This is a genomic window from Blautia sp. BIOML-A1, assembly GCF_009883055.1.
Taxonomy (GTDB): Bacteria; Bacillota; Clostridia; order Lachnospirales; family Lachnospiraceae; genus Blautia_A.
On the sequence record NZ_WWVR01000026.1, the window covers coordinates 1 to 26,327 of the forward strand.

Consider the following 26,327-nt stretch of genomic DNA (forward strand, 5'->3'; position numbering starts at 1 on the left):
AACAGGTTCTGTCCTCGATAACTAATGACATATCTTATATCAGTTTTTTCTGTTTACACAAAACTTGAAACGCTCTCACAGGCGGTACCTGCTTTTCATTTTTAGTCATCTGACTGTCATGAAATCAGTACCGCCTGTTTTCTGTTATTTCTTAGTATGCCAGTTCCTTCATCAGTTCATGAACTGTCGTCATCTCATGGATTCTTCCAACGTTTGAACCACAGAAGATCAGACCCTGATCAAGATTTCCTTTTACCGCTTCGATCAGTGCTTTGGTAATACAATACGGAACATTTTTCGGGTCACATTTTTCCAGACAGTTGTAACATTTACGGACAGGTTCCCTCGCTGTCTCCAGATTACGGATAAAGGTATTTCTAAGTGCCCTTCCCGGCATTCCTACCGGACTCTGTACGATCTGAATATCTGCTTCCTCTGCATCAAGATATGCTTTCTTGTAAGCGTCCGAGGCATCACACTCTTTGGTCGCCACAAATCTGCTTGCGATCTGTACACCATCCGCGCCAAGTTCCAGTGCATGATCGATATCTGCTCTGTCAAAAATCCCCCCTGCAACGATCACCGGGATCTTTCTGGAAAATTTTTCTTCATATTCTTTCTTACATTCGATGATCTGTCGGATTTCTTCATCAAAATCCAGTGTATCCAGCCTGGACAGCTGTTCTCTGGAAAATCCCAGATGGCCTCCTGCCTGCGGTCCTTCAATAACAATAAAATCTGCGGTCCTTCCATATCTGTGTGCCCACATCTTAAGGATCAGATTCGCCGCACGTCTGGAAGAGACGATCGGTGCAATCTTTGTCCCGGACTCCTCACTCACCATCTTTGGAAGCTCCATCGGGAGTCCCGCTCCGCTGATGATCACATCTGCTCCGGCTTTCACCGACTCCCTGACATGTTCTTCATAATGCTTCAAGGCCACCATGATATTGACACCGACAATACCTCTGCCGCCTGCAATCTCTTTTGCACGTCTGATGTGCTTTGCAATTGCAGCCCGGTTGCATCCTGCCTGATCATTGGCAAATCCCTCTTCATCATAGCCAATCTGCGCTGTTGAGATTATGCCGATACCACCTTCCCGTGCTACCGCCCCGGCAAGACTGCTTCTGCTGATTCCGACACCCATGCCACCCTGAATGATTGGGATCTGTGCTGTTTTTTCTCCAATATGAAGTGCTTTTAATCTGCTTTTATTTTCCATTGTATCCTTCCTCCGGTCCATCAATTACTTTGATTATCAAACTATTTGATAGTATACTCTTTCTATCTCGCTATGTCAATGTATTGTTGAATCTTTTTCTAGTTTACATGGTTTTTATTACTACATTATCCTTTTTACAAAATATCTGGACTTTACCGGAGCTTTTTTATAAAATAGTCGTGACTGCTCTGTACGCAGAATACTTCCAAAGAGGATTTTCTAATGAACTATCAGGATGGATTTGAATTTGAAAAACGCTGTGCTGCCTTTCTTAAGACCAAAGGCTATCACAAGATAACGGTCACTCCGCCAAGCGGTGACCAGGGAATTGATATTATCGCGTATAAATCCGGTCTGAAATATGGCATCCAATGCAAATATTATTCTGCTCCCGTTGGCAACAAGGCCGTCCAGGAGGCTTACAGCGGTGCTCGTTTTTATGACTGTAACCGTGCTGCTGTCATGACAAATCATACCTTTACGAAGGCTGCCAGAGAACTGGCTGACAAACTGGAGGTTGAACTGTGGGATTACTGCAACCCAACTGTTCAAACAGATTTTTTCCGAAAAGTATCCTGTGTGTTCCTGCTTCTTTTTCTGCTCGCAGGTATTTCTGCCGGTATTTCCATGTTGATTTTTGAATACCCGAAACCTACTTTTTTAAACTATTCCGATATTTTTCTTATGATCACTGCATCCCTTCTGGGAATCTTCGGATGGCAATTTTTTTTCCCGAATCTGCTCTCTGGAGTTTTGCACCTTATTTTATTCTTTCTGCTGTTATTTTCGGGAACCGGAAAAATTCTTCCGGCTGTTTTTCTTCCTGTGTTTCTTCTTCCGGCACTTCTCATGTTCGGACACAGTATTTTTCTTCACCTGCATCGTGCATCTGCAGACACCGGGGACGGCTCTGACAGCCGCAGTAAAAAAGCTGCAGATGCTATTGGAAAGGCTTACCTCAAAGTACTTTCCTGCGGACTTCACACAAAAATCCGCTTTGTAAGCTCCGAGAAAAATGAACTGGAATATAAGTTTCTTTTTTATGCCGATCATTTTTCCACGCAGGAGCTTTATGCCTTGGAAAAAGAAATGAATCGTTCTATGAAGGATCACTACCGCCTGCAAAAAGTTGACGATTCTCATTTTTATCTGCACAGAATCGAAAAAAAAGGAAAATAAAAAACCAGGACAGCCATTAACAGACTGTCCTGGTTTTTTATTTTCCATTTGTTCCGAACATCTTTTTCATGTTTACGTTCATAATAAAATAGTACATGGCGATCAGAAGACCTCCCGCAAGTACCCAGGCTGCCGGACCTGCCATACAGACACCCGTATAGCTTCTCTTTGCCCCGGCGATCACCGCGACAACGCCTCGTCCGATCAATTCTGCGACACCCGCCATCATCGGAAGAAGTCCATATCCAAGTCCCTGAATACCATTTCTGTAAATATTGACTACTGCAAGCGGAATAAAGAAAATTCCGATGCATTTCAGATAGATATCAACCGAACTCATGATGATCTCTACATCCTCTGAAACAAAGAGATAAGTCATATATTTACCAACTGTCATGATAAAAGCAGCTGCCACAAAGGAATATATCACGCCAATGATCGTACACGCCTTAAATCCTTCACGAATACGCTTCACAGAACCTGCTCCCATGTTCTGGGCAGCGTAAGTTGCCATTGTTGTTCCCATCGCCACATATGCCTGTGTTACAACCTGCTCGATCTTGCCAGCTGCCGTATAAGCGGCAACCAGAGTAGAACCAAGAATATTCAGGGAAGACTGTACCATCATAGTTCCAATTGCTGTGATCGAATACTGAAGTGCCATCGGCAGACCTATACGCAGCTGATTCTGGTAAATGGTACTTCCTACATCGAGATCTTCACGCTTCAGATGAAGGATCGGAATCTTTGCAATAATATAAAACAAACAGAGAATTCCGGAAACTCCCTGTGCGATCACAGTTGCAACCGCAGCTCCCTTTGCTCCCATTCCAAATCCGACAATGAATACCAGATCCAGAACAATGTTCAAAAGAGCACTGATCACAAGAAACAGAAGCGGCAGTTTACTGTTTCCAAGCGCTCTTAAGATGCTGGACAAAAGATTATAAAGCATCTGTGCCAGGATACCACCGCTGACGATCATGATATATGCATATGCATCCGCAAAAATATCCTCTGGTGTATTCATAAGGATCAGAAGAGGCTTCATAAATGCCATAAAAAGTACTGTCAGAAGTGCTCCGACCAGAAGCGAAAGAATTCCTGCTCCTGCCACAGTCTTACGCATCCCCTTCATATCACCGGCTCCGAATTTCTGTGCTGTAAGCACCGTGAATCCTGCCGTCATTCCCACAACAAAACCATAGATCAGAAACATGATCGTACCCGTGCTTCCTACCGCAGCGAGTGCTTTGTTTCCTACAAATTTACCAACGATCACGGCGTCTGCCATGTTGTAAAACTGCTGAAATACATTCCCTATAAAAATCGGCAGCGTGAAACCACAGATAATCTTCATTGGGTTTCCGGCAGTCATATCATTTTGTGCTGATTTCATTTTTATACACTCCCGTTTTTTTCATCGTTTGCATATTATATACTCATTTTATGCTTTCGTAAACCCATTTTTTGATTATTTTGGAATACAATTCTGCCTAATTTTTATCTGTGAAATCGGCTTCAGTGAATATATTCACCAATCTGTTTCCAGGCCTCTTTCAGCCTCTCCAGAGAATAACCTGCATTGGCCGGGCTGGTCGATGGAAGCTTATGTGCTTCGATCCCGTTTACAGGATAAATATACTTCTGATACAGTTCATATGCCTTGCCGCCATTTGTATAAATTGCCTGAATATCTGCTGTTCTCAGAATCTCCGACAGATCATTTGGTATTACGTCCCGGATACTTGCATCTGAAGAGCCTTCAATCTCACAGCTCTGTATTACATCCCACACTGCGATGTGATGTTTCAGAAGCATCTCCTTTTTCTCCTCAATTGTCTGAGGCACTTTACAGCCAAGAATCCCTGAAACCACTTTCCAGAACCTATTCTGCTTATGCCCGTAAAAAAATTTCTGCTCCCTGGACTTTACCGACGGAAAACTTCCAAGGATCAGTATTCTGGAGTTCTCATCATACACAGGATTTATTGTATGTTCCATACACTGTATCTCCTTCTCAAATTCCACAGCTTCAGTTTATATTGCCATCATCCAACTCTTCTTCAGATCAGATTCTTCAAGTTTCTGATCCTGCAGCATACGGAAAATGGTTGTCCAGTAATGCTTTTTGACTTCCTGGCAGATCTTGTTACAGTCTCCCTCTTTGCATGCCTCCAGGATGGCAATATGATTATCATACTGTCGTTCCAGTATTTTTTCTTTTTCTGCCAGTAAATTGTATCCTGCCAGCAGATTGCTGTAATACAGTTCTTTCCATGCCTTCTCAAGCCGCGGAAGTTTTGACATCAATACCAGTTGTTCATGAAACTGGTTGTCATATTCAAACACACGGTCAAATTCATTTACAGGAATATTTTTCATATGTTCCAGAATGTTTTCCATATTCCTGATCGTATCTTCAGGCACCTTTCCATTCAGCAGACGTATGCTGACTATTTCATAATTGGTACGAAGAAGATACACTTCATAAGAATCCTTAACGGAAAAATTACACACGGAGCATCCCACATTTCTGGTATATTCTACAATCCCCTCAATCTCCAGCTGACGCAGTGCTTCACGGATCGGACCTCTGCTTGTATGAAATTCCTGTGCCAGTTCCAGTTCCACAATCCGCTCACCCGGACGGATCTGATGATTCATGATTTTGGCCCGGATAGCATTCACTACACTCTCTCTTAATGTTTTGTACAATAATTCGCTCATATGTCTCCCTGCTATATCATAGCTGTAATGCACCTGCATGGACTGACAGTGCATCTTCAGTTATCTGTTACTTTATCACTTTACCATAAAATATTATATCTAAATTTTTTTCACTGTAAAGTGTTATCACAAAAGCATCACATTTTTTTGATAATGTTTTTGATGATTTCTACGGACTGATCCATTCCTTCCACCGTAATATGTTCAAACGGACCATGGAAGCCATCTCCGCCGGTACCGAGATTCGGACACGGCAGTCCTCTGAAGCTCAGACGGGCACCATCTGTACCGCCACGGATCGGAGCGATATCCGGCTCTACCCCTGCCTCTTTGCAGGCTTCTTTCGCATAGTCAATCAGCTGCATACATGGTTCGATCTTTTCTCTCATATTACGGTAAGATTCTTCAAGTTTTACCTCTGCTGTCCCGTCTCCGTAAATGGTATTGATCTGGGCTACTGCCTGACGCATTTTCTCCTGTTTTTCCTCGAATAATGTTGAATCAAAATCACGGATAATGTATTTCATCACTGCCTGTTCTACATTTCCATTAAAATCTGTCAGATGATAAAATCCCTCATATCCCTCTGTTTTTTCCGGACATGCATCTTTTGGCAGCATTCCATGGAACTCCATGGCAATGGTCTGGGCATTTTTCATAATATCCTTGGCGCTTCCCGGATGAACATTTACGCCATGTACTACCACTTCTGCGCCGGCTGCATTGAAGTTTTCAAACTGGATTTCTCCTTCATGGCTTCCATCCAGCGTATAACCGTAAACTGCCCCGAATTCAGGAATCTTCAGATAGTCTGCCCCTCCGCCTACCTCTTCATCCGGTGTGAAGGCGATGCAGATTTTTCCATGAGGGATCTTGTCTCTCATCAGTTCTTCTGCAGCTGTAAGAATTTCTGCAATTCCTGCTTTGTCATCTGCACCCAGAAGTGTAGTTCCATCTGTTGTGATCAGTGTTCTTCCCTTATATGTTTTTAATCTTGGAAAATCTCTGACAGAAAGTACTTTCCCGGAGGTTCCCAGTGCTACATCTTCTCCGTTATAATCCGGGATGATCTGTGGCTTTACGCCACATCCACTATAATCCGGAGCAGTATCCATGTGGGCGATCAGAGCAAGAGCCGGTACCTCTTCCATTCCTTCCGTAGCCGGAAGATATCCATAAACATAACCATATTCATCAATTTTAACATCGGAAAGACCGAGTTCATTCATCTCCTCAACGAGAAGATTTCCCAGATCCAGCTGTCTTTTGGTAGTTGGAACCGTTGTACTGTCTTCATCACTTGAAGTCCAGACAGTTACATATTTCAAAAAGCGTTCATAGGCTTTCATATCACAATCTCCTTAGTTTTTCGAGAAAAACAGCCCGGACACTATATCCGGGCCGTATCTTTATAAAATAATCTTATGCCTGGTGGGTATATCCGAAGAAGAAATATCCAAGTGGGCAATAATACATTCCTTCGATACCATCTGCAAGCATGTATTTCTGAGTATAGAAGTACAGCGGAGCTAAAGCGTTGTCTTCGCCGATGATCTTATCCTCAGCTTTATGAAGCAGTTCCATACGTTCTTTGACATCTGTTGTAGTTTTTGCTTCTTTGATAAGAGAATCATATTCTTCATTTGAATACTGAGCGTCGTTGTTTCCGCCGCCAGTCATCCACATATCAAGGAAGGAAATCGGGTCATTGTAGTCAGCAATCCAGCCGTTACGTGCGATAGAGTAATCTCCATCCTTACGTGTCTGAAGGAATGCTGCCCATTCCTGGTTATTCAGAGTAACCTTTACGCCAAGTTCTTCTTCCCACATGTACTGAAGAGCTTCTGCTACAGCTTTGTGAGCATCACTTGTGTTATAGAGATATTCTACAACCGGGAAGCCTTCTCCGTTTTCATATCCTGCCTCAGCAAGAAGTGCTCTCGCCTCTTCACAGTTCGCTTCATAGTCAGCATCTGTAGGTTTGTAGTAATCTCCACCAACTGTACGGAAGTCATCTCCGGTTGCTCCCTCGGCATCGTAAACACCAGCCGGTACAAATCCGCCAGCTTCAACCTGTCCGGACTGTGTAACCTGGTTTACGATATAAGTACGATCGATTGCCAGAGAGAATGCTTTACGAACTCTCGGGTCATCGAATGGTGCTTTCTGAGTCTGGAAGCATACATAATATGTTCCGATATAGTCTACGATCTTCATATCACCGGAAGCGATCAGGTTAGCGATCTCTGCCTGCGGAACATCCTCGATGAAATCAAGCTCACCGGAATTGAATCCGGAAAGCATAGCGTTCTGGTTATCCATCAGCTTGAATGTGATTGTTTCCGGTCCGAGTTTCTCATAATCATAGTAGTTTTCGTTCTTTTCTACCACGATCTGAGAGTTATGAGTCCACTCTTTCATTTTGTAGGCTCCATTGGAGATGTATGTTGAAACATCAAATGTCCAGTTATCTCCAGCTTCTTCGATAACATCCTGACGTACTGGCATCATAGCCGGAAAAGCACACAGTTCTTCAAAATATGGCAGATCATTTACGAGAGTTACTTCGAATGTTTTGTCATCAACTGCTTTAACAGCCAGTTCAGATGCATCTTTTTCACCGGCGATGATCTCGTTGGCATTAACAACACAATCCAGCATGTAGCTGTAATCAGCTGCTGTTGCAGGATCTACAAGACGTTTCCATGCATATTCAAAATCACCTGCTGTTACATCTTTACCGTCAGACCATTTGATTCCATCACGAAGTTTGAAGGTATAAGTTACAGTTCCGTCTTCATTCTCTGTTTTTTCGTAGCTTTCTGCCTGTCCTGGAGCCAGCTGTGCACTGTTAGCAGTACCGTCACTGCCATTTACTTCTACACCACTGTCTTCCCATTTCATCAGACCTTCAAACAGATGGTTAGCCATGTTACTGCCATCACTGGTAGTATTAAGTGTCGGATCCATTGTCTGAGGCTCAGAAGCCAGGTTTACTGTGATATTAAAATCACCAGTACTTGCAGTTTCCTCTGTTGCTTCGTTCTCAGCTGCACTTACCATTGTTGCACCAGCAAACATAGATACGGTAAATGTTGCAGCTAACAGGATAGATAAGACTCTCTTCTTCATATATCCTCTCTCCTTTTCTCTTTTTATTGATAAACAGGGAGTCCTGTATATCTTGAATTAATAACATGCAATACCTTTACTTTTCAAGCAGATGACATGCCACCCAGTGACCCTTGTCATATTCCTTGAATGTCGGTACGACCTGTTTACATTTCTCAGTAGCATAAGGACAACGTGTATGGAATCTACAGCCGCTTGGCGGATTCATAGGAGACGGAATATCTCCTTCCAGTACGATTCGCTGTCTGCTTCTGCTTACCTCAGGATCCGGTACCGGAACAGCAGAAAGCAGTGTCTTGGTGTATGGATGCAGAGGATTGCGGTTCAGCTCATAGCTTTCTGCAAGCTCAACCATTGTACCCAGATACATAACACCGATACGATGAGAAATATGTCTTACAACCGAAAGGTCATGAGCAATAAACAGATAGGTAAGTCCCATCTCATGCTGCATATCCTCCAGCATATTTACAACCTGAGACTGGATAGAAACATCCAGCGCGGAGATTGGTTCGTCACACACGATAAATTCCGGATTTACTGCAAGTGCACGTGCGATACCGACACGCTGCTGCTGTCCACCGGAGAATTCATGAGGATAACGGTTTGCATGCTCTGTATTCAGACCTACATGTCCAAGCAGTTCCTTGATACGGTCTGTTCTGTCCTTCTTGCTGGCATATAACTTGTGAATATCAAGTGCCTCGCCAATAATCTCTCCGACCGTCATACGCGGGTCAAGACTTGCAGATGGATCCTGGAAAATGATCTGCATCTTACGACGGTAAGGAAGCATGTTCACCTGTTTTGCCTTCGGGACTTTTACCGGATGAAGGATTCCATTCTCATCTCGTTTCCAGGGATCCTGTCCCTCAAAAATTGTTTCTCCGTCATAAATGATCTTTCCGGAAGTAGGATTATATAACTGTAATACTGTACGGCCGAAGGTTGTTTTTCCACAACCGGATTCCCCTACCAGTCCAAGAGTCTCTCCTCTCTTGATCTCAATGGAGATATCCTCTACAGCCTGTACTCCAGGTCCCTTAATGCCTTTGACCGGGAAATATTTTTTCAGGTGTTCAACCCGAACAAGAGTATCATTTTTCTCACTCATGGCTGCCTGCCTCCGTTTTTTCTGTATTTTTGTCTGCTGCTTTCTGTGCCTTTATCTGATCCTGCACACACAGCCAGCATGCAGCTCTGTGGTTTTCGCCCAGTTCTACATATGGCGGCATCTTCTGCAGACAAATCTTCATGGCACTTTCACAACGCGGTGCAAAAGGACATCCTTCCGGAGGATTCAGCATATCTACCGGAGTTCCCTCGATCGGGATCAGACGTTCATAGCTGTCTGCGTCTACTCGCGGCATGGAGCGAAGAAGACCTCTGGTATAAGGATGACCCGGCGCATAGAAAATATCATCAACCGGTCCCTGCTCTACCATCTTACCTGCATACATAACAGATACTTTGTCACAGATTTCTGCCACAACGCCGAGGTTATGTGTGATGAAAATAATACCCATCTGATTTGTCTTCTGGAGTTTTTTCATCAGTTCAAGAATCTGTGCCTGGATCGTTACATCAAGTGCCGTTGTCGGCTCATCTGCGATCAGAAGCTTCGGATGACAGATCAGACCCATTGCGATCATAACACGCTGACGCATACCGCCTGAGAGTTCATGCGGGTACTGTTTCATACGTTTTTCAACGTTGTTGATACCTACTTCCTCAAGCATTGCCATGGCACGTTTCTGAGCATCTTCTTTGCTGATGTTCTTGTCATGAGCTTTTAATGCCTCAACCAGCTGGTTCCCAATCGTATATACCGGGTTCAGACAGGTCATCGGGTTCTGGAAGATCATTGCCACTTCACTTCCTCGGAAGTTGACCATCTCTGCCGGAGTCTTGGCCAGTACGTCCTGGCCTTCAAAAGTAATGGAGCCGCCAATTACTTTACCTGGATTCTGTAAGAGACCGATGATGGAATAAGCTTCCACACTTTTTCCGGATCCGGACTCACCAACAACACCCATTACTTCATTATAATTCAAATCATAACTGATTCCATTTACTGCTTTTACTTCTCCTGCCGGAGTGAAGAAAGAAACCTGGAGATCTCTGACTTCCAAAAGCTTGTCAGTTTTTTTATTCTGTTCCATTATGTTTCTCCCTTTCTTATTTTTTCAGCTTAGGATCTAATGCATCACGAAGGCCATCACCAAACAGGTTCAGAGACAGGATCATAACACTTAAGATCACTGCCGGAATGAACAGTCGGTATGGATAAGTTGTGAGTCCGCTCAGTGCTTCGGAACACATGGATCCAAGACTGGTAAGCGGAGCTGATACACCAACACCCAGGAAAGATAAGAAGGATTCCAGGAAGATTGCTGAAGGGATCTGCAGGAAAGTAGTCGTAACGATCTGTCCGATACAGTTCGGAAGCAGATGCTTTGTGATGATACGTCCACCCTTGGCACCAAGTGCTCTGGCTGCTGTTACATATTCCTGCTGTTTTAACTGCAGGATTTGTCCACGGATGATACGGCTCATAGTTACCCAGTACAGAAGACCAAAAGCAATAAACATTGAGATCAGGTTTGGTCCAAGCAGAGTTACCAGACTCTGTAAAATACCATCCCCTGAATTCTGGAACTGTTCCAGTGCCGGTTTCAGAGTTGCAGATAACAGAAGGATGATCAGCATCTCCGGAATAGAGTAAATGATCTCAACGATACGCTGCATCACAGTATCGACCATGCCGCCACAGTAACCGGAAATAGAACCATACAGTGCACCAATAATCAGTACCAGAAGCGCTGCACAGACACCTACGATAATAGATACTCTGGCTCCGACCATTACACGGACCATGATATCACGTCCCTGATCGTCAGTACCAAATACATGCGGGAATACTTTTTCACCTTCAGCTTTTTTCTGAAGTTCTTTATTGGAGTAACCAAACATACTGTGTTTGATACCCAGTGCTTTGACAGCATCTGCCTCTGTGACTTTTTCTTCATTGTCACTTGCTTGCTGCTGGGATACGTTTGCTTTGGCACGGATCTTGGCTTCATCCACACGGCTTAAAGTGGTACCCTTGGCTTCTGCTTCTTTACGTGCCTGTTCTACTGCTTCATCAGGGGACAGCTTACCGGCACCACTGTGCTCTTCCATGTAAGCATTGATCTTTTCCTGATCTTCCAGGCTGTAGTGCCATGGATGTAAAGCTTCTGAGCCACGGATCTGCTGTTTGTATGTATACGGAACAACAGCCGGTCCTACAAATGCGAAGATTGCCAGCAGGATAATAATAACCAGTGCCACCATCGCTACTGTGTTTTTGCGAAGACGTCTCCATGCATCTTTCCAATAGGACACACTTCTGCGGTCCTGAATAAAATTCTCTTTCTCTTCAGATGTTGCCGGTTCAAAAGCATCTGCCGGCAGGTCATTCCACTGGAGGATGTCCTCAATATTTGGCTGAAGAGAACCCGGTTTATGAAATCTTTTCTTATCAGACATAACCTTTTAGTTTCCTCCCTTTACCAGATTAATTCGCGGATCCACCAGTTTGTAGCACAGGTCTACGATCAGGTTCATCACGATAATAAATGCTGCCAGGAAAATCGTTGTTCCCATGATCAGCGGATAGTCACGGTTCTGGATAGCCTGTACAAAATATCTTCCCAGTCCCGGAATTGAAAATACAGTTTCTACTACAAGACCACCGCAAAGTGTAAATGCGATCTGGGGTCCGAGATAAGTGATAACCGGAATCAGCGCATTACGCAGAGCATGTTTGAAGATAATCTTATTGTTTTTCAGACCTTTTGCTCTGGCTGTCTTGATATATTCCTGATTGATGGCATCCAGCATGGATGTCCTGGTCTGTCTGGAAAGATAGCACATAGGATAAAATCCAAGAGCTGCACACGGCAGTACGTAACTTGCCGGTGTTCCGTCAAACAGTGCCGGAAAAACTTTCAGACCTTCAATACCTCCACAGAACGTATGCAGCAACAGTGTAGCTACAACAAATCCCGGCATTGAAATACCGATGGTACACAGCACTCGCAAAAAGCTGTCCACCCAGGTTCCTCTCTTGAAGGCTGCAAGACATCCAAGGGGAACACCTACGAGCACTGCCCATAAAAGAGCAATACTGCCGACTTTTGCAGAAACAGGGAACATTTCCTTGATGATGCTCAGAACCGGACGGTTCTTCTGCATCTTAATGGAGGTTCCAAAATCTCCCTGTGCCAGATTCTTCAGATATTTGCCCAACTGGATATACTTAGGCTGGTCCAGTCCGTATTTTGCATTCAGTGCCTGGATAGTTGCCTCAGATGGTGTCTTTTCTGATAACCAGGGATTACCCGGAATAGCATTCATCAGAAAGAACGTAATACTGGCAACAAGCAGCAATGTAACAAATGCCATACAGACTCTTCGTACTGTGTATTTTGTCATATTTTACACCTTTCCTCTCTATCTTCTCTCTTTTTTATCTATTCTGTCGATTGTAAATTGTCGACAATATGACAATATTATACCTACTTTACCACATTAGTGTCAAGCTAAATCAGGGAATTTGTTTTTATTTTTCACACACTTGTATTTTGTTCACGGACATTATAATGTGAAATGTCCGTGAAACTATGATTTTTCCAAAATCTGCAAAATCTGATTGACTTTTTTATTCCGATAGTTACAATGATATGCGAAGCTTTTCGGCCGCATGACAGATTTTTATTTCGGCAGACAAGCTTTATCCGACAACAGCCCTCTGATGGGGCTGTACTTTTTATTACAAATCAGGAGGAACCGACACATGAGTTCTTATATGGACTTTATCACAGAACAATTATACGCACTGACTGCTGTTCCAAGCCCGACCGGCTTTACCAAAAAAGCAGCCGATTACCTTTTGGCAGAACTGACTTCCCTTGGATATACCCCAGAACTTTCCAATAAAGGAAATGTATCTGTCACTCTGGGAGGAAGCGGCTCGCCTCTGGTACTGGCTGCTCACGTTGATACTTTAGGTGCTATGGTTCGTTCCATCAAGGAAAATGGACGCCTTCGTCCTACAACCCTCGGTGGTCATCAGTGGTCTACCGCTGACGGAGAAAACTGCACTATCCATACCCGGGACGGCAGAGTTTACACCGGCGTGGTGTTAAACACCGAACCATCTGCCCATGTTGCAGATCAAAAAGTTGAAACTCTGGAAGAGAACATGGAAATTCTGCTGGATGAAAATGTATCCTCCAAAGAAGATGTTCTGGCCCTCGGCATTCAGACCGGAGACATCATCGCCATGGATCCCCGCACAGTTATTACCAAAAGTGGATACATCAAAAGCCGTTTTCTGGATGACAAGCTCTCTGCTGCTATCCTTCTCGGCCTTGCCAGGGCTATCCGGGATGAAAACTGGAAACTGAACCGTAAAGTTTCTTTGTTGTTTACAGTCTATGAGGAAGTGGGACACGGCGGATGTTTCATACCTTCGGATACCGAAGAAATGCTTTCCGTAGATATGGGCTGTGTCGGTGCCGATCTTGGCTGTACAGAACGGATGGTATCTATCTGTGCCAAAGATTCCGGCGGTCCTTATAATTATGATCTGGTAACCACACTTTCTAATATTGCCAGAGAGCAGAAGCTGGATTATGCCATTGACATTTATCCACATTATGGATCCGATGTAGAAGCTTCTTTACGTGCCGGCTACGATATCCGTCACGGCCTGATCGGACCCGGTGTCTATGCTTCCCACAACTATGAGCGTTCCCATGTAAATGGAGTTCGCTGCACCTTTGAACTGTTAAAGACCTATATTACGAAATAACAAACAGCCGGATACTTTTGATCATGTTTACAGAATCAGAAGTATTCGGCTGTTTTTATCTGAGCAGATAAGAGTCATTATCTTCTCAGAAAACTTATCCAATTATTATATCCAGTCGGCAAATCCGGCAGATACCAGGAACAGAATCAACATGACGATCGGCACTACATAGCGGATCATAAATCGATACAAACCGGCCCGCCTGAAATGTTCCCCGTTTCGCTCCACCTCTCCTATGATCCAGTCGGGTCCGATCACCCAGCCGATCAGGATACTGGTCAAAAGTGAGATAAATGGCATCAGAAAACTGTTGCTGATATAATCCATAACATCCAGGAGCTGTCCGACAGAACCATTTGGAAGTTTCAGTTCGAAATACAGTTTATTATACCCAAAGCAGATCAGCACTGCCGTAATAAGAGAATATACTCCGACCACGCCGCACATTTTTTTACGTGGTTTATGAGAAAGCTCCATGCAGTTTGCAACCAGAGTTTCCATAACCGATACACAGGAGGTCAGAGCCGCAAATCCCATCATCAGGAAAAACAGGATTGCCACCGGACGGCCGAAGATTCCCATGACTTCAAATACCTTTGGCAAAGAGATAAAGATCAGGCTTGGCCCGGAAGCCATTCCATCGTTTCCAAGGAACACAAAGACAGCCGGGATGATCATCATTCCTGCAAGAAATGCAACTCCGGTATCAAAAATTTCAATCTGATTTGTCGCCTTATTCAAATTCACTTCATTCTTTACATAAGAACCATAGGTGATCATAATTCCCATCGATACACTTAAAGAAAAGAACAGCTGGCTCATCGCATCCAGAAGAATCTCAAGGAAACGCTTTACTGTCAGACCGCTAAAATCCGGTCTGATATAAACAGCCAGTCCCTGAAGACCGGTACGAACAGTACCATCTGCATCCGTATGAGACAGGGTCAGTGAAAAAACAGCAATAACCAGAATCAGAAGGATCAGCCCCGGCATGATAATTCTGGAAAACTTTTCAATTCCCTTTTCCACACCACGAAATACGATCCAGGCGGTCAGTGCCAGAAAGATCAGCATAAATACGATCGGTGCAATATCCGATGTGATAAACGATGTAAAATATCCATCTGCTGCCGCTTCCTTTCCATCAGACACAACATAAATAAAAAAGTACTTTGCGATCCATCCACCGATGACAGAATAGTATGTCATGATCAGTGCCGGAACCAGAAATGTCAAATGTCCCAAAAATTTCCACTTTGGATTAAGTGCTTCAAAAGCTCTCAATGCATTTTTCTTTGTTTTTCGTCCGATTGCAACATCTGTTGTCAGAAGTACAAAACCAAAAGTAAGTACCAGCACCAGATAAACCAGAAGAAACAGACCACCTCCGTCTTTTGCACAGAGATACGGGAATCTCCAGATATTCCCAACGCCTACGGCACTTCCGGCTGCTGCCAGGACAAATCCTATGGAGCCGGAAAAGCTGCTTCCTTTTTCTTTCATTTCAATTTCCCCTCTTCAAATAAAGTTTGATAAAGGCTGAATCTCTTCAGCCTAATATTTCTATATTAAGCCAAATAAGAAGATGTGTAAACGGTAAAATTTTCTTTTCACGAAATTTTACTCCTTTGAGCCGTGCATACTTCGGATATAGAAAGCAATCTGATAGGGCAGTCTCTCTTCCGGTGTCTTCAGTTCATTTCCCAGAATTTTTCTGATATTGCCAATTCGGTATAACACTGTGTTACGATGAGTATACAATTCTGCAGCCACTGCCTGGATACTTCCATTATGTTTCAGATAGGATTTTAGCGTTTCCACGTAATCCGCGTGGTATCTGCGATCATATTCTTCCAGTGCTTCAAGACATTCTCTTTCTATTTCTTCCAGAATCTTCTTGTCTTCTACCCTGTAAAGCAGGCGGAACAATCCGCAGTCATCAAACTTTACCACCTGTTTTTTGTGTGTCACAGCCATTTGTGTTGCCGCTTTTGCCCTCTGATAACTTACAGAGAGCTGTGAAATATCTATACATCTGCTCCCGATCCCGACACACAATTCCAATCCCGGCATACGCCTTTTTCCTCTTTTTAAGGCTTTTTCTACAAGATTACACAAATACTCTTCCGAAAGTGCATTGGCTACCAGCACAAAATCCGAATTATAATAAAAGAAACTGGCATTGTGCGAAATATCCTCAAGATATACCTGTATTCGATAAGACAGCTTCCTTCTCTCTACCGTATCCATAGAATCCAGTCCTTCGCAGGTGAGCAAAAATACCTGAAAACTTCCATCCACATCAAAATGCTGCAACAGTTCTTTTCTGTATGCCTTCTGGTTTTCGGGTGTCTCAATTGCCGCAATCAGAGCCGAGGCAATCTGCTCATCGGTATGATCCTGCAAAAACACATGAATACTGAAATCTTTTATCATATCTGACAAATGTACTTCCCATGGCACAGTCAGAAGCGGAAGATCATTTTCGTCACAGTATACCTTCAGTTCTTCTGGTACCTCATAAATATACTGTCCCACATTAATGATCAGTCCGGAGGCATGATATTTATTCAACAGTCTTGCAAGATTCATCCAGTCTTCTTTTTGTGGAAAGCCAAGCCCTGTTGTCACTGCGAGTTCCTTTCCCCAAAAGTTCTGTATGATCGTGGTATCTTCCAGAAGATGCACCCAGCTGATTGAATTTGCCCAGCCATTTTTTCCTGCAAGAAACTTCATTTCATATCTCTCTTCTGCCGTCAGTATCATATCTTCTATTGTAAAACTCATATCCCCTCACCTCTGTCTTCCATCTGATTTACCTTTTTGTCTCTTCTTCTCTTATTATATCATCTTATTGTGCTGGAAGCACATATTTAACCCCTGATTTTTAGAATTATCCCCTATAGTTTTTATTTAATTTTGTGCTACAATATAAGTAACTTAAGAAATACTTATAAGGATTCATTAAAGGAGGCGTGATTATGAGATTCGCAACTTATACAAATTCACCGGATACTCTTCCGGAATGGATTACAACGGAACGGTATATGTATTGTGACAATTTTATAAACGATTATATGCACTCTGAACATTTCAGTCTTCTTGCATTTATCAGACGTCTGTTTCACAGATAATATATACGCTCCCTTTTAGTAAAAAGGACATCCTTAGACTCAGGATGTCCTTTTCTTTTTTATCTGCCAAAAATCTGATCCAGATTTTCCAGGATCACATCTGCATTGATCGGTTTTGCAATATGACCGTTCATACCTGCCTTGATCGCCTTTTTACGATCTTCTTCAAAAGCATTCGCAGTCATCGCGATGATCGGTATATTTGCACATTTCAGATCCGTAAGCGTACGTATCTCTCGGGTTGCAGTATAGCCATCCATCTTCGGCATCTGAATATCCATAAAGATCAGGTCATATTTTCTGCCTTCTGCTGATGACATGATGTTTACAGCATCCGTACCATCCTCTGCAATATCCACACTCAGACCAATTTCCTGCATGATCGCCGTCGCGATCTCACGATTCAGTTCATTGTCCTCTACAAGAAGAACTTTCTTTCCTTCATAATTTCTCTGGCTTTCTGCCTGAAGCTTCTGATTCTCATTCTTAAGAAGTGCTCTCTGCTCCGGATTCATCAGAACTTCCCGCAGTTCTGAAAGAAACAGAGGTTTCGACACAAATGCAGTTACACCCGCTTCCTTTGCCTCCTGTTCAACATCTGACCAGTCATAAGCCGTCAGGATGATAATTGGATTCTCAGGTCCAACCACCATACGGATCCTGCGGACTGTCTCAATTCCATTCATGTCCGGCATCAGCCAGTCAATGATATAAACCTTAAATTCCTGATTCTGTTCATAAGCTTCCTTGGCACGAAGCACCGCTTCTTTTCCTGAAGTAGTCCAGTCTGCTGTCATCTCAATCTCACGCAGCATCCGGCTTACACTCATGCAGGTTTCCGCATCATCGTCCACCACAAGAGCCCGTGCTCCCTTAAGTTCCGGAATAGCTCCCCGTTTCACTGTCACTCCTGCTGTTTCGCATTCAAGCCTGACTGTAAATTCTGTTCCTTTTCCTACTTCACTTTCAACCTGGATCGTACCGCCCATCATATCCACGATATTTTTGGTGATCGCCATCCCAAGACCGGTTCCTCCGATTCCATTCTCCGTAACTGTATGTTCTCTTGAAAATGAATCAAACACCTGCTCCCGAAACTCCGGTGACATTCCGATTCCATTATCCTTCACACTGAAGATCACCGTTGTATATCCTTCTCTTCTGCATGGTTTCTCCGAGACACGAATATTAACCATACCACCAACCGGTGTAAACTTCACAGCATTACTGATAATATTCAGAAGCACCTGCGTCAGACGCAGCTTATCGGTAACGATATCTTCATGGAGTACATCCTGTGTATCAATATAAAGATCCTGCTGCTTGGAATACACATATCCCTGAATGATTGTTCTCAGATCGTGCAGAATGTCCGGCAGATGTACCGTTGTATATTCAATCCGGACGGAACCACTCTCAATTCTACTCATATCCAGTACATCATTGATCAGGCTTAACAGATGTTGTCCGGACGTATGGATCTTTTTCAGATAATCCAGAACAAGCTCCGTGCTGTCGATATGTGCTGTCGCAAGTGCAGTGAATCCAATGATCGCATTCATCGGCGTGCGGATATCATGAGACATATTATTCAGAAAGGCTGTCTTCGCCTTGTTCGCATGCTCCGCAGCCGCAAGTGCATTTCTCAGATTCTTATCCTGTTCCATCTCACGTTCTTTTTCTTCTGTCACATCACGATTCGCAACCAGGACTGCACACAGGTTCTTATCCTTATCATATTCCTGCGGCACAATGATCATCGTCATCCATCTTTCATCCACTGTCCGTGCTGTAAGACTCAATGTCATACGTTCTTTCAGTCGCTTCGCCACCGTACTCATATCGGCAAATTCCCGATACGCCTTCTGAAATGGCTCTGCAATAACCTGCTGTATCAGTTCTTCCTGATGTGCTTTCGAAATCCTGTCACCCTTCTGATCCGGCTTCATATAGTTTGAAGATTTTACAACTTCTATTTCCTCTGTTTTTAAATTCACAAGAGAAATAGAGGAATATGCATGACCCAGTGCATTGATCACTCGAAGTCTCTTCTGATCCTGAAGGATACTTCTTTTTTCTGTTCTGCTTCTGCTCACTCGATAAAGAGAAAAAAGAAGCAGTGCAAGCAGCACATAGATTACACATACAATATTTCGTGTGATGTACACCTGAACTTCCGGAAAAAAGATATATGCATCATAATCTTTGATCTTTTCCTGACGTCCATACCAGTTTCCGTTCTTTGAATGAAGACGGACAATTCCCTTCACACCTGCCTTAAATTCATTTTCATACAGGGACTTTGAGTCTTCTATCGAGTGAGCGGCCAGATCCTGTTTATTTGTACTGACAATCTTATCCTCATCACAGATCACAATACTTCCATTCATCTTAAAGGGAAAATCCGAAAATAGCGATGCCATCGTCAAATCTCCGTTAAGCTCATTTACTTCCTCTTTCTGCATATAGGAAATCAGGATGCCTGTCTCATCCTGTCTTGCCACCGCCGCAAAATCGTAGAGCTTTCCTTCGTTTCTCAGACGGGTCGTATAAGTCTTTTCCGGATGGTCTATAATATCACGTACATAATTACTTTCGATCAGTTTCTGCCACAGCGGCATGCTGTCTCCATCCTGCGTCTGTTCCTCTACATTCAGGCTCTGATCTAGCACAAGGATTCCTGTCAGACGCTGTTCCCTGGCATATTCATCCAGCATTTCTGCACTGAGATTTCCCTCCCGCGCCAGAACCCGGCTCAATTCTGTTATCTTATCCATAAGACGTACCAGACTCTTCACCTGGTCGTTCGTATTATAGATCTCATATCTTTCAATCCGGTTTTTTGCAAAGTCAAATGTCTCATCCAGCGTATTATTCAGCTTTTTATTATCACTCGCAGTCAGCAGCAGAAAAATCAGGATTCCGACAAAAATCTGTACAGTCACCAGTAAACAGGCATTTCTGTCAAACTGCTTTTTCTTCCCTGTGTTTTTCCCTCTTTTCTGTGTCTGCGGCATCTGCGTCCTCATCTGTCTGTTCATTTATTTTCTCCTCCCGGCAGAATCTTGTCCGCATCCAGTCCATATTTTATAACTATTTTTTCTGTAATACCCTCACCCTGCATCTCCTTGAGCGTTTCTGTAAGCTCTTCTGCTAATTCCTTATGAGTTCCTTTTTTAAAGGCTATTCCAAGTTCTGATGTATAAATACTTTCCTCCAGCATACGATAAGCGCCCTCACCGTCCTGTACCAGACTATTAAGCATCGCCTCATGTCCTGCAATCGCATCCACATAATTTTTCCTGAGTGCGGCATAAAGTTCATTCGTTGTAGAAAAACAGTTTACCTGCTCCATCTGTGGAAGATCTGAATCAATATTATGAAGAAAAAGATCCTCTGCCTTTGTAGTTGCCTGAACTGCGACTCTCTTCCCTTTCAGATCCTGAACCTTCTTGATTTCACTCTCGGCTCTTACGGCCACCATCTGACGACTGTACAGGTACGGACCTGCCCACTGATATTTATCTTCTCTTCCATTCATGGAATAACTGCTCCACAGACAGTCTATTGTCCTGTCTGCCAAAAGTTCATCCTTGTCTTCCCAGACAATATTCTCAAACTTCGGCTGATAACCCAGCCTCTGAAATGCTTCCTGGGCAAGTTCCACATCGATACCTTTGTATTCGCCGTCACTCGTCTGATAGCTGTAAGGTTCAAAATAATCCATTCCGATGACAATCTCCGGCAGTTCACTGTCCGCAGCTTTCTCTTTCTTTCCTCCACATCCTCCCAGCATAAGACTGCCAGCCAGAAGAAATGCAGTAATGCAAATTCTTTTTCCCCGGGTACGGGAGTTATTCTTTCGATTTTTTCTCATATCCAGTTCCTTTTTTATTTGTTTAACGTAACGCCAAAAAAGAACAGCCAATATATATTCGAACTGTTCCCCTGGTACTTTCATTTCTGCAAAAATCATTTTCGCTTATATCATTGTTATAATATCACAGGCACTTCCTTTTGTCACATAAAAGTTTAAAGTCTCAAACCAAAAGCCCCTGTATTCATAGAACATCATATTTTATAGATTTTCCATCACAAAACGATGTGCATTTCCGTAAAAGATTTTCTCTGTCAGCTCTTCTGAAAAACCATGTTTCATAACTTCCTCTCTTAAGAGTGGAATAGACTGTACTCCATTTATTCCCGCCGGAAAATGTCCGTTACAGCCGTCAAAATCACCTCCAATGGCAAGGCAGTCCTCCCCGCCCATTTCCAGTACAGCATCTATATGTTTCAAAAGATCTGATATCTGTGGTTTCTCACCTACAAACGCAGCACAGAAATTCATTCCTATAATTCCCCTCCTGCGGATCAGTTCCGCAAGATGACTCTTCTGAATATTACGAGGCATGTTCCATACTTCTCTTACATCCGAATGAGAGGCCATGATCGGTCTGTCTGTTATCTCAAACAGATCTTCAACTCCCTGATCCGACAGATGCGAAATATCTATCACGATTCCCTGATCTGTCAAAGCTTTTATTGTTTCTTTTCCCTTAGATGTCAGCCCCTTTCTCTGATCAAAGGCTGCGCCACATGCATATTTATTTTCGTAATTCCAGGCAGGCATTGCAAATCGAAATCCCATCTCATAAACTGTTTCGATATATTTTCCCATGACAGACATATCTTCAATAGATAAAAATGCGGCTGCTTTTCCCTGTCTGTGCGCTTTCTCCATTTCTGCTCCATTCAGACACAAGGTGATCTTACGGTTTTCATCTTCGAGATATGCCATAGCTCGATGATATAATCTCAGGAAATCCTGGTCAGGATCTTCTCTGTCCAGTTTCTTCGCATCTTTCCAGACAGCAAAAATCTGCGTGTAATTTTCTACAAAATCGCCTGCTCTTTTCAGATCCAGATCACCGGAGTTTTCCTCCAGACAGTCTCCTGGTTTTACAATTTCAGTCAGTGTATCTGCATGACAGTCAAAATAATTCATTTTATCCGCCGTTCCTTTCTTCTATCTGAGGTATTTTCGTGAACCTTTTTTTACATTCATCTTATCATTCTCATATACAGTTTGTCCAGATTGGATCTCTGTCTTTCCAGTCTGATCAATAAGTCAAAATACCGTAATTTTTTGTCATATTAGCAGTAGATTTTTTCTTCCGTCACAGTTATAGTAGAAGATAACAAAGCGGAATAATTTCGGCAGTTTTTCTTAAAACCAGCTGAAAAGTGCTTTTATAAGTCAGAATAGTGTTATTAACAGGCACTTTTCTGACTCAAATGACAACAACCATACAGGAGAAAAAACGATGGCAGAGGAAAAAAAAGGCCAGTTTCCTTCTTCCTTAAAAGAAGCAAGGCAGCATGGAAGCTTCAGTTTTCCATGTGCATTTTACCAGGCAGTGCCTGAAACCAATCCGCCCGGATTTCCATTTACGGTCAAACATCACTGGCACGAACCGGTCGAGATCATCTATCTTGAGCAGGACTCTTATCAGGTTGATATCAATATGACGCTGACTCATCTCAAAAGCCCATGCTTTTGTTTTATCAACAGCGGAGAACTGCATGCACTTACCTCCGATTCTGAACAGTATCAGGAACAGGCTGTCGTCTTTTCTCCCGATCTGCTCACATTCGCCGCTCCGGATCCGGCACAGGAACAGTTTCTGCTTCCATTATCGGAACATAAACTTTCCTTTCCATCTTTTCTTGGATCTGATCACCCGGCCTTTTCGGAAGTACAGCAGGAATTTTTCCGGATCCGCTCAATCTTTTCCCGCGAAAACCGGAGCTGTCTGGATCAGTTTACAATCGAAAGTCCCATTTCACAGCTGCGGATCAAGGCAGCACTTTTGAGTATTCTCGGAATTCTTGCCGAGTATGATCTGCTTACCCTGAACGATCCGGTACACAACCCTCGCGTAGAGCTTCTCAAGACCGTGATCAGTTATATCCGCCAAAACTACCAGCGTCCGCTTTCTCTTGGAGAGCTGGCTGCACTTGCCGGAATGAATGAGCAGTACTTCTGCCGTTTTTTCAAAAAAGCCCTCGGCAAAACACCCATTTCCTATATCAATGACTTTCGCATCCGGCATGCGGCAACGCTGCTGTGCACGACCGAACTGCCCGTCACGGAGGTCTGTCTGGAAAGCGGGTTCAATAATCTCGGACATTTTATGAAGGAATTCAAAAAAGCGACCCAGTTTACACCGCTGCAGTTCCGAAGGCAAAGTATGACGGAAACTTTTCCCGATAACAAACACTCTTTATAACTATTTTTATAACTAATGAAAGGAATTTTACTATGCAAAAAAAATGGTGGCACAAAAAAACAGCCTATCAGATCTACCCAAAAAGCTTCTGCGATTCCAATGGAGACGGCATCGGCGATCTTCCGGGCATTATCAGCAAACTCGATTACCTCAAAGACCTCGGCATCGACATTATCTGGCTCTCTCCGATCTACTGCTCTCCGCTCGCAGATCAGGGCTATGATATTTCGGATTATTACAACATCGACCCACGCTTCGGCACAATGGACGATATGGACCGTCTGATCGCGGAGGCCAAAAAACGTGATATGTACATCCTGATGGACCTCGTTGTCAATCACTGCTCTGATGAGCACGAATGGTTCAAAAAAGCCTGCGAAGATCCGGATGGCGAGTACGGAAAGTATTTTTATATTGAAGACTGTCCTGATGGAAAACTGCCGTGCAACTGGCGTTCCTACTTCGGCGGCAGTGTCTGGGAGCCGCTCCCGGGCCATCCGGACAAATATTACCTGCATATGTTCCACAAAAAACAGCCGGATCTGAACTGGGAAAATTCAAAACTGCGCGATGAAATCTACAAGATGATCAACTGGTGGCTCGATAAAGGACTTGCCGGCTTCCGTATCGATGCGATCATCAACATCAAAAAGGCGCTTCCATGGCAGGATTACCCGGCAGACCGTGCAGATGGTATGTGCAGCCCAGCCGAGATGCTCAAGCATGCAGTCGGTGTCGGCGAATTCCTGGGAGAAATGCGTGACCGCACTTTCCTTCCGCACGGTGCCTTTACTGCCGGCGAAGTCTTCAATGAGAAACCGGAGGAACTTCCGGATTTCATCGGTGACAACGGATACTTCTCAACGATGTTTGATTTCAACGAAACCATCTTCGGCGGCAGCGAAAAGGGCTGGTACGACCAGACTCTGATCACCCCGAATGACTACCGCAGCTGTTGCTTTGCCAGCCAGAAAAAGATCGGCAACATCGGTATGCTCTCTAATATTATCGAAAACCACGATGAACCGCGCGGTGTTTCCCGTTATATCCCGGAGGGCGAATGTACCTCCACCGCCAAAAAGCTTCTTGCCACAATGAACATCATGCTCCGTGGTCTTCCGTTTATCTATCAGGGACAGGAAATCGGTATGGAAAATGTAGAATTCCAGTCGATTGACGAAGTAGATGATATTTCAACACTCGACGAGTACCAGGTAGCCTTGAATGCCGGTCTGACACCAGCCGCCGCCCTGAAGGCAGTAAACCGTGTCAGCCGTGACAATGCACGTACTCCGTTCCAGTGGGATGCTTCTGCAAACGCAGGCTTTACGTCCGGCACTCCATGGCTGAAGGTAAACCGCAATTACACAAAGATCAACCTGGAAAGCCAGAAAGATGATCCAGACTCCGTTTATCAGTACTACCGCCGCCTGCTTGCACTACGCAAGGATCCGGCTTATGCCGAAACTGTCGTATATGGTGATCTGCTTCCTGTATTTGAAGATCAGGACCGCGTCATGGCATACTACCGAAAGTCCGCAGATCAGACACTGCTCGTGATCGGTAACTACAAAACACAGCCACAGACTCTGACACTTCCGTCCAAGATCAAACATATCGTGCTGAATAATCTGCCGCAGCTTAAGACAGAAGGAAATGAAATTATGCTGGAAGGCTATCAGGCAGTCATTCTGGAAGTATTTTCATAAACAGAAAAGACACAGAGCAGAACCTTCATTCATCCGGTTCTGCTCTGTATTTTAACTTATTCTGTCAAATATCGAACATTTCTCTACAAATTGTTTTTCCACACGCTGTTTTGAAAATATTATGATAAGCTTTTAAAGCAGCTTCTTTCGTCAGACTATCCTCCATGATATTTACCAGAAAATCTGCCTCTACCAATATTTGATAATCCATTGCATCAATATCATTATATGTATGATGATGTGCGATCAAATACTGAACCCGGTCAGATACCTCCTGATCAAATCCTAATTTTTTGAGTAGTCTTTCTGCTATTGCAGGACCTTCCTGCTCTTGTAGTCTGCCATTACAATTTCCATATTTTTCTTCACAGAAATGGATTCCAATATCATGTGTCAAGGCAGCAGCCTCAATAATAAATAAACTTTTCTTGTCTACATTCTCCGTTTCGGCAATTAACTTTGCATAACTATGCACTTTACAGAAATGTTGAATTCTCTTTGCATCTCCTCTATATAGTTCAATCATTGCCAGGTGTAATTTATTTATCATCTCATGTCTTCCTCCACTTTCTCGCATATATAATTACTCGTAAATTAATCCTATCATTTTTCATGATGAATATTATTTTTCGTAATTTTAATATGATTCATTGCGTTTCCTTCTCTTCTCATCATTAAGCATCTGTTTGTACAGAAAACGACAACAGCCAAACGTTTTTCCAAGGAGTATCTTCTGTTCTTCTGTTGGATAAATCCGGAAACGATATGCTATGTTCAATTCTTTTTCTCTCCCTGGTTTTCGATGTATTGACGGATCACTTCTACTGGTGCCCCTCCTGCCGTCAAAAGGCAGAAACTCTGGCTCCAGAACGCTTCTTTCCAAAGTTTTTCCCGGATTTCCGGATACTCTTTTTTCAGCAGCCTGCTGCTGGCACTTTTATAAGCATTGATAAATTTACTGAGTTCTGTTTTAGGCTGTGCACGAAACATTACATGCACATGGTCAATATCATGATTCCATTCCTCCAAAACAATTCCATACCGTGGATTTTATCACCAAACAAGCGT

General features: G+C 43.4%; 22 protein-coding genes and 1 pseudogene. 5 read left to right on the forward strand and 18 right to left on the reverse strand.

The window, feature by feature from the left end; genetic code table 11:
• Positions 1 to 151: 151 nt before the first annotated feature.
• Entirely contained in the window at positions 152 to 1,225 is a 1,074-nt protein-coding gene (locus GT674_RS11700; protein ID WP_161285863.1) for an NAD(P)H-dependent flavin oxidoreductase, read from the reverse strand.
• A 222-nt stretch (positions 1,226 to 1,447) separates the two neighbouring features.
• Between GT674_RS11700 and GT674_RS11705 the strand changes: the two genes are divergently transcribed.
• Positions 1,448 to 2,404, forward strand: coding sequence for a restriction endonuclease (locus GT674_RS11705; RefSeq protein ID WP_161285864.1), 957 nt, complete (start codon positions 1,448 to 1,450; stop codon positions 2,402 to 2,404).
• Positions 2,405 to 2,441: 37 nt separating this feature from the next.
• Here the strand turns inward: GT674_RS11705 and GT674_RS11710 are convergent, their stop codons facing one another.
• From GT674_RS11710 to GT674_RS11750, 9 genes are all read right to left on the reverse strand, one after another.
• Positions 2,442 to 3,803, reverse strand: a complete 1,362-nt coding sequence (locus GT674_RS11710) for an MATE family efflux transporter (protein WP_161285865.1) — start codon at positions 3,801 to 3,803, stop codon at positions 2,442 to 2,444.
• A 122-nt stretch (positions 3,804 to 3,925) separates the two neighbouring features.
• The gene (locus GT674_RS11715; RefSeq protein ID WP_161285866.1) at positions 3,926 to 4,408 is read right to left on the reverse strand and encodes a DNA-deoxyinosine glycosylase; all 483 of its coding nucleotides are present in this window, start codon (positions 4,406 to 4,408) and stop codon (positions 3,926 to 3,928) included.
• A 36-nt stretch (positions 4,409 to 4,444) separates the two neighbouring features.
• Positions 4,445 to 5,134 carry a GntR family transcriptional regulator gene (locus tag GT674_RS11720; RefSeq protein ID WP_161285867.1) on the reverse strand — a complete coding sequence of 230 codons (690 nt, stop codon included), beginning with the start codon at positions 5,132 to 5,134 and terminating at the stop codon, positions 4,445 to 4,447.
• A gap of 137 nt (positions 5,135 to 5,271) precedes the next feature.
• Positions 5,272 to 6,483, reverse strand: a complete 1,212-nt coding sequence (gene pepT, locus GT674_RS11725) for a peptidase T (RefSeq protein WP_161285868.1) — start codon at positions 6,481 to 6,483, stop codon at positions 5,272 to 5,274.
• Positions 6,484 to 6,556: 73 nt separating this feature from the next.
• Positions 6,557 to 8,266 (reverse strand): peptide ABC transporter substrate-binding protein, encoded by a 1,710-nt coding sequence (locus tag GT674_RS11730; RefSeq protein WP_161285869.1) that lies wholly within the window; start codon positions 8,264 to 8,266, stop codon positions 6,557 to 6,559.
• Positions 8,267 to 8,342: 76 nt separating this feature from the next.
• The gene (locus GT674_RS11735; RefSeq protein ID WP_161285870.1) at positions 8,343 to 9,380 is read right to left on the reverse strand and encodes an ABC transporter ATP-binding protein; all 1,038 of its coding nucleotides are present in this window, start codon (positions 9,378 to 9,380) and stop codon (positions 8,343 to 8,345) included.
• Positions 9,373 to 10,428 carry an ABC transporter ATP-binding protein gene (locus tag GT674_RS11740; RefSeq protein ID WP_161285871.1) on the reverse strand — a complete coding sequence of 352 codons (1,056 nt, stop codon included), beginning with the start codon at positions 10,426 to 10,428 and terminating at the stop codon, positions 9,373 to 9,375. Before GT674_RS11740 ends, GT674_RS11735 begins: the two co-directional genes overlap by 8 nt.
• 16 nt (positions 10,429 to 10,444) lie before the next feature.
• Positions 10,445 to 11,797 (reverse strand): ABC transporter permease, encoded by a 1,353-nt coding sequence (locus GT674_RS11745; protein ID WP_161285872.1) that lies wholly within the window; start codon positions 11,795 to 11,797, stop codon positions 10,445 to 10,447.
• 6 nt (positions 11,798 to 11,803) lie between these two features.
• Entirely contained in the window at positions 11,804 to 12,745 is a 942-nt protein-coding gene (locus GT674_RS11750) for an ABC transporter permease (protein ID WP_161285873.1), read from the reverse strand.
• A 361-nt stretch (positions 12,746 to 13,106) separates the two neighbouring features.
• On the opposite strand from GT674_RS11750, the gene GT674_RS11755 reads away from it, so the two are divergent.
• Positions 13,107 to 14,126: a M42 family metallopeptidase gene (locus tag GT674_RS11755; RefSeq protein ID WP_161285874.1), complete on the forward strand. Its 1,020-nt coding sequence runs from the start codon at positions 13,107 to 13,109 to the stop codon at positions 14,124 to 14,126.
• Positions 14,127 to 14,231: 105 nt separating this feature from the next.
• On the opposite strand, the gene GT674_RS11760 is transcribed toward GT674_RS11755, so the two are convergent.
• Together GT674_RS11760 and GT674_RS11765 are read right to left on the reverse strand one after the other, a co-directional pair.
• Positions 14,232 to 15,629 carry a sodium-dependent transporter gene (locus tag GT674_RS11760; RefSeq protein WP_161285875.1) on the reverse strand — a complete coding sequence of 466 codons (1,398 nt, stop codon included), beginning with the start codon at positions 15,627 to 15,629 and terminating at the stop codon, positions 14,232 to 14,234.
• Between the two features lie 117 nt (positions 15,630 to 15,746).
• Complete coding sequence (locus GT674_RS11765; protein ID WP_161285876.1) at positions 15,747 to 16,913, reverse strand: PucR family transcriptional regulator; 1,167 nt, start codon at positions 16,911 to 16,913, stop codon at positions 15,747 to 15,749.
• Between the two features lie 194 nt (positions 16,914 to 17,107).
• On the opposite strand from GT674_RS11765, the gene GT674_RS11770 reads away from it, so the two are divergent.
• A complete protein-coding gene (locus tag GT674_RS11770; protein WP_161285877.1) occupies positions 17,108 to 17,260 on the forward strand; it encodes a hypothetical protein in 153 nt (50 codons plus the stop codon).
• 59 nt (positions 17,261 to 17,319) lie between these two features.
• Here the strand turns inward: GT674_RS11770 and GT674_RS11775 are convergent, their stop codons facing one another.
• The 3 genes from GT674_RS11775 to GT674_RS11785 form a co-directional block, all read right to left on the reverse strand.
• Positions 17,320 to 20,301 (reverse strand): response regulator, encoded by a 2,982-nt coding sequence (locus GT674_RS11775; RefSeq protein WP_161285878.1) that lies wholly within the window; start codon positions 20,299 to 20,301, stop codon positions 17,320 to 17,322.
• On the reverse strand, positions 20,298 to 21,137 hold the full coding sequence (locus GT674_RS11780; RefSeq protein ID WP_161285879.1) for a substrate-binding periplasmic protein: 840 nt from the start codon (positions 21,135 to 21,137) through the stop codon (positions 20,298 to 20,300). The genes GT674_RS11775 and GT674_RS11780 overlap by 4 nt, the downstream gene beginning before the upstream one ends.
• A 201-nt stretch (positions 21,138 to 21,338) precedes the next feature.
• Positions 21,339 to 22,265 (reverse strand): dipeptidase, encoded by a 927-nt coding sequence (locus tag GT674_RS11785; protein ID WP_161285880.1) that lies wholly within the window; start codon positions 22,263 to 22,265, stop codon positions 21,339 to 21,341.
• A 319-nt stretch (positions 22,266 to 22,584) separates the two neighbouring features.
• Between GT674_RS11785 and GT674_RS11790 the strand changes: the two genes are divergently transcribed.
• Positions 22,585 to 23,550, forward strand: coding sequence for a helix-turn-helix domain-containing protein (locus GT674_RS11790; RefSeq protein WP_161285881.1), 966 nt, complete (start codon positions 22,585 to 22,587; stop codon positions 23,548 to 23,550).
• 32 nt (positions 23,551 to 23,582) lie between these two features.
• The gene (locus tag GT674_RS11795; RefSeq protein WP_161285882.1) at positions 23,583 to 25,259 is read left to right on the forward strand and encodes a glycoside hydrolase family 13 protein; all 1,677 of its coding nucleotides are present in this window, start codon (positions 23,583 to 23,585) and stop codon (positions 25,257 to 25,259) included.
• A gap of 64 nt (positions 25,260 to 25,323) precedes the next feature.
• Here the strand turns inward: GT674_RS11795 and GT674_RS11800 are convergent, their stop codons facing one another.
• The 3 genes and pseudogenes from GT674_RS11800 to tnpA all read right to left on the reverse strand — a co-directional run.
• Positions 25,324 to 25,809 (reverse strand): HD domain-containing protein, encoded by a 486-nt coding sequence (locus GT674_RS11800; RefSeq protein WP_161285883.1) that lies wholly within the window; start codon positions 25,807 to 25,809, stop codon positions 25,324 to 25,326.
• A gap of 87 nt (positions 25,810 to 25,896) precedes the next feature.
• On the reverse strand, positions 25,897 to 26,037 hold the full coding sequence (locus GT674_RS11805; protein ID WP_330585558.1) for a helix-turn-helix domain-containing protein: 141 nt from the start codon (positions 26,035 to 26,037) through the stop codon (positions 25,897 to 25,899).
• Positions 26,034 to 26,300 (reverse strand): annotated as a pseudogene (gene tnpA, locus GT674_RS11810) (IS200/IS605 family transposase); the annotation flags it as partial. The pseudogene tnpA and the gene GT674_RS11805, both read right to left, overlap by 4 nt.
• Between the last annotated feature and the right edge of the window lie 27 nt (positions 26,301 to 26,327).

What these genes read in the sequence shown, in the direction of transcription:
- GT674_RS11700 (WP_161285863.1), bottom strand. Translation starts at nt 1,225, where the DNA reads ATGGAAAATAAAAGCAGATTAAAAGCACTTCATATTGGAGAAAAAACA.
- GT674_RS11705 (WP_161285864.1), top strand. Translation starts at nt 1,448, where the DNA reads ATGAACTATCAGGATGGATTTGAATTTGAAAAACGCTGTGCTGCCTTT.
- GT674_RS11710 (WP_161285865.1), bottom strand. Translation starts at nt 3,803, where the DNA reads ATGAAATCAGCACAAAATGATATGACTGCCGGAAACCCAATGAAGATT.
- GT674_RS11715 (WP_161285866.1), bottom strand. Translation starts at nt 4,408, where the DNA reads ATGGAACATACAATAAATCCTGTGTATGATGAGAACTCCAGAATACTG.
- GT674_RS11720 (WP_161285867.1), bottom strand. Translation starts at nt 5,134, where the DNA reads ATGAGCGAATTATTGTACAAAACATTAAGAGAGAGTGTAGTGAATGCT.
- pepT (WP_161285868.1), bottom strand. Translation starts at nt 6,483, where the DNA reads ATGAAAGCCTATGAACGCTTTTTGAAATATGTAACTGTCTGGACTTCA.
- GT674_RS11730 (WP_161285869.1), bottom strand. Translation starts at nt 8,266, where the DNA reads ATGAAGAAGAGAGTCTTATCTATCCTGTTAGCTGCAACATTTACCGTA.
- GT674_RS11735 (WP_161285870.1), bottom strand. Translation starts at nt 9,380, where the DNA reads ATGAGTGAGAAAAATGATACTCTTGTTCGGGTTGAACACCTGAAAAAA.
- GT674_RS11740 (WP_161285871.1), bottom strand. Translation starts at nt 10,428, where the DNA reads ATGGAACAGAATAAAAAAACTGACAAGCTTTTGGAAGTCAGAGATCTC.
- GT674_RS11745 (WP_161285872.1), bottom strand. Translation starts at nt 11,797, where the DNA reads ATGTCTGATAAGAAAAGATTTCATAAACCGGGTTCTCTTCAGCCAAAT.
- GT674_RS11750 (WP_161285873.1), bottom strand. Translation starts at nt 12,745, where the DNA reads ATGACAAAATACACAGTACGAAGAGTCTGTATGGCATTTGTTACATTG.
- GT674_RS11755 (WP_161285874.1), top strand. Translation starts at nt 13,107, where the DNA reads ATGAGTTCTTATATGGACTTTATCACAGAACAATTATACGCACTGACT.
- GT674_RS11760 (WP_161285875.1), bottom strand. Translation starts at nt 15,629, where the DNA reads ATGAAAGAAAAAGGAAGCAGCTTTTCCGGCTCCATAGGATTTGTCCTG.
- GT674_RS11765 (WP_161285876.1), bottom strand. Translation starts at nt 16,913, where the DNA reads ATGAGTTTTACAATAGAAGATATGATACTGACGGCAGAAGAGAGATAT.
- GT674_RS11770 (WP_161285877.1), top strand. Translation starts at nt 17,108, where the DNA reads ATGAGATTCGCAACTTATACAAATTCACCGGATACTCTTCCGGAATGG.
- GT674_RS11775 (WP_161285878.1), bottom strand. Translation starts at nt 20,301, where the DNA reads ATGAACAGACAGATGAGGACGCAGATGCCGCAGACACAGAAAAGAGGG.
- GT674_RS11780 (WP_161285879.1), bottom strand. Translation starts at nt 21,137, where the DNA reads ATGAGAAAAAATCGAAAGAATAACTCCCGTACCCGGGGAAAAAGAATT.
- GT674_RS11785 (WP_161285880.1), bottom strand. Translation starts at nt 22,265, where the DNA reads ATGAATTATTTTGACTGTCATGCAGATACACTGACTGAAATTGTAAAA.
- GT674_RS11790 (WP_161285881.1), top strand. Translation starts at nt 22,585, where the DNA reads ATGGCAGAGGAAAAAAAAGGCCAGTTTCCTTCTTCCTTAAAAGAAGCA.
- GT674_RS11795 (WP_161285882.1), top strand. Translation starts at nt 23,583, where the DNA reads ATGCAAAAAAAATGGTGGCACAAAAAAACAGCCTATCAGATCTACCCA.
- GT674_RS11800 (WP_161285883.1), bottom strand. Translation starts at nt 25,809, where the DNA reads ATGATAAATAAATTACACCTGGCAATGATTGAACTATATAGAGGAGAT.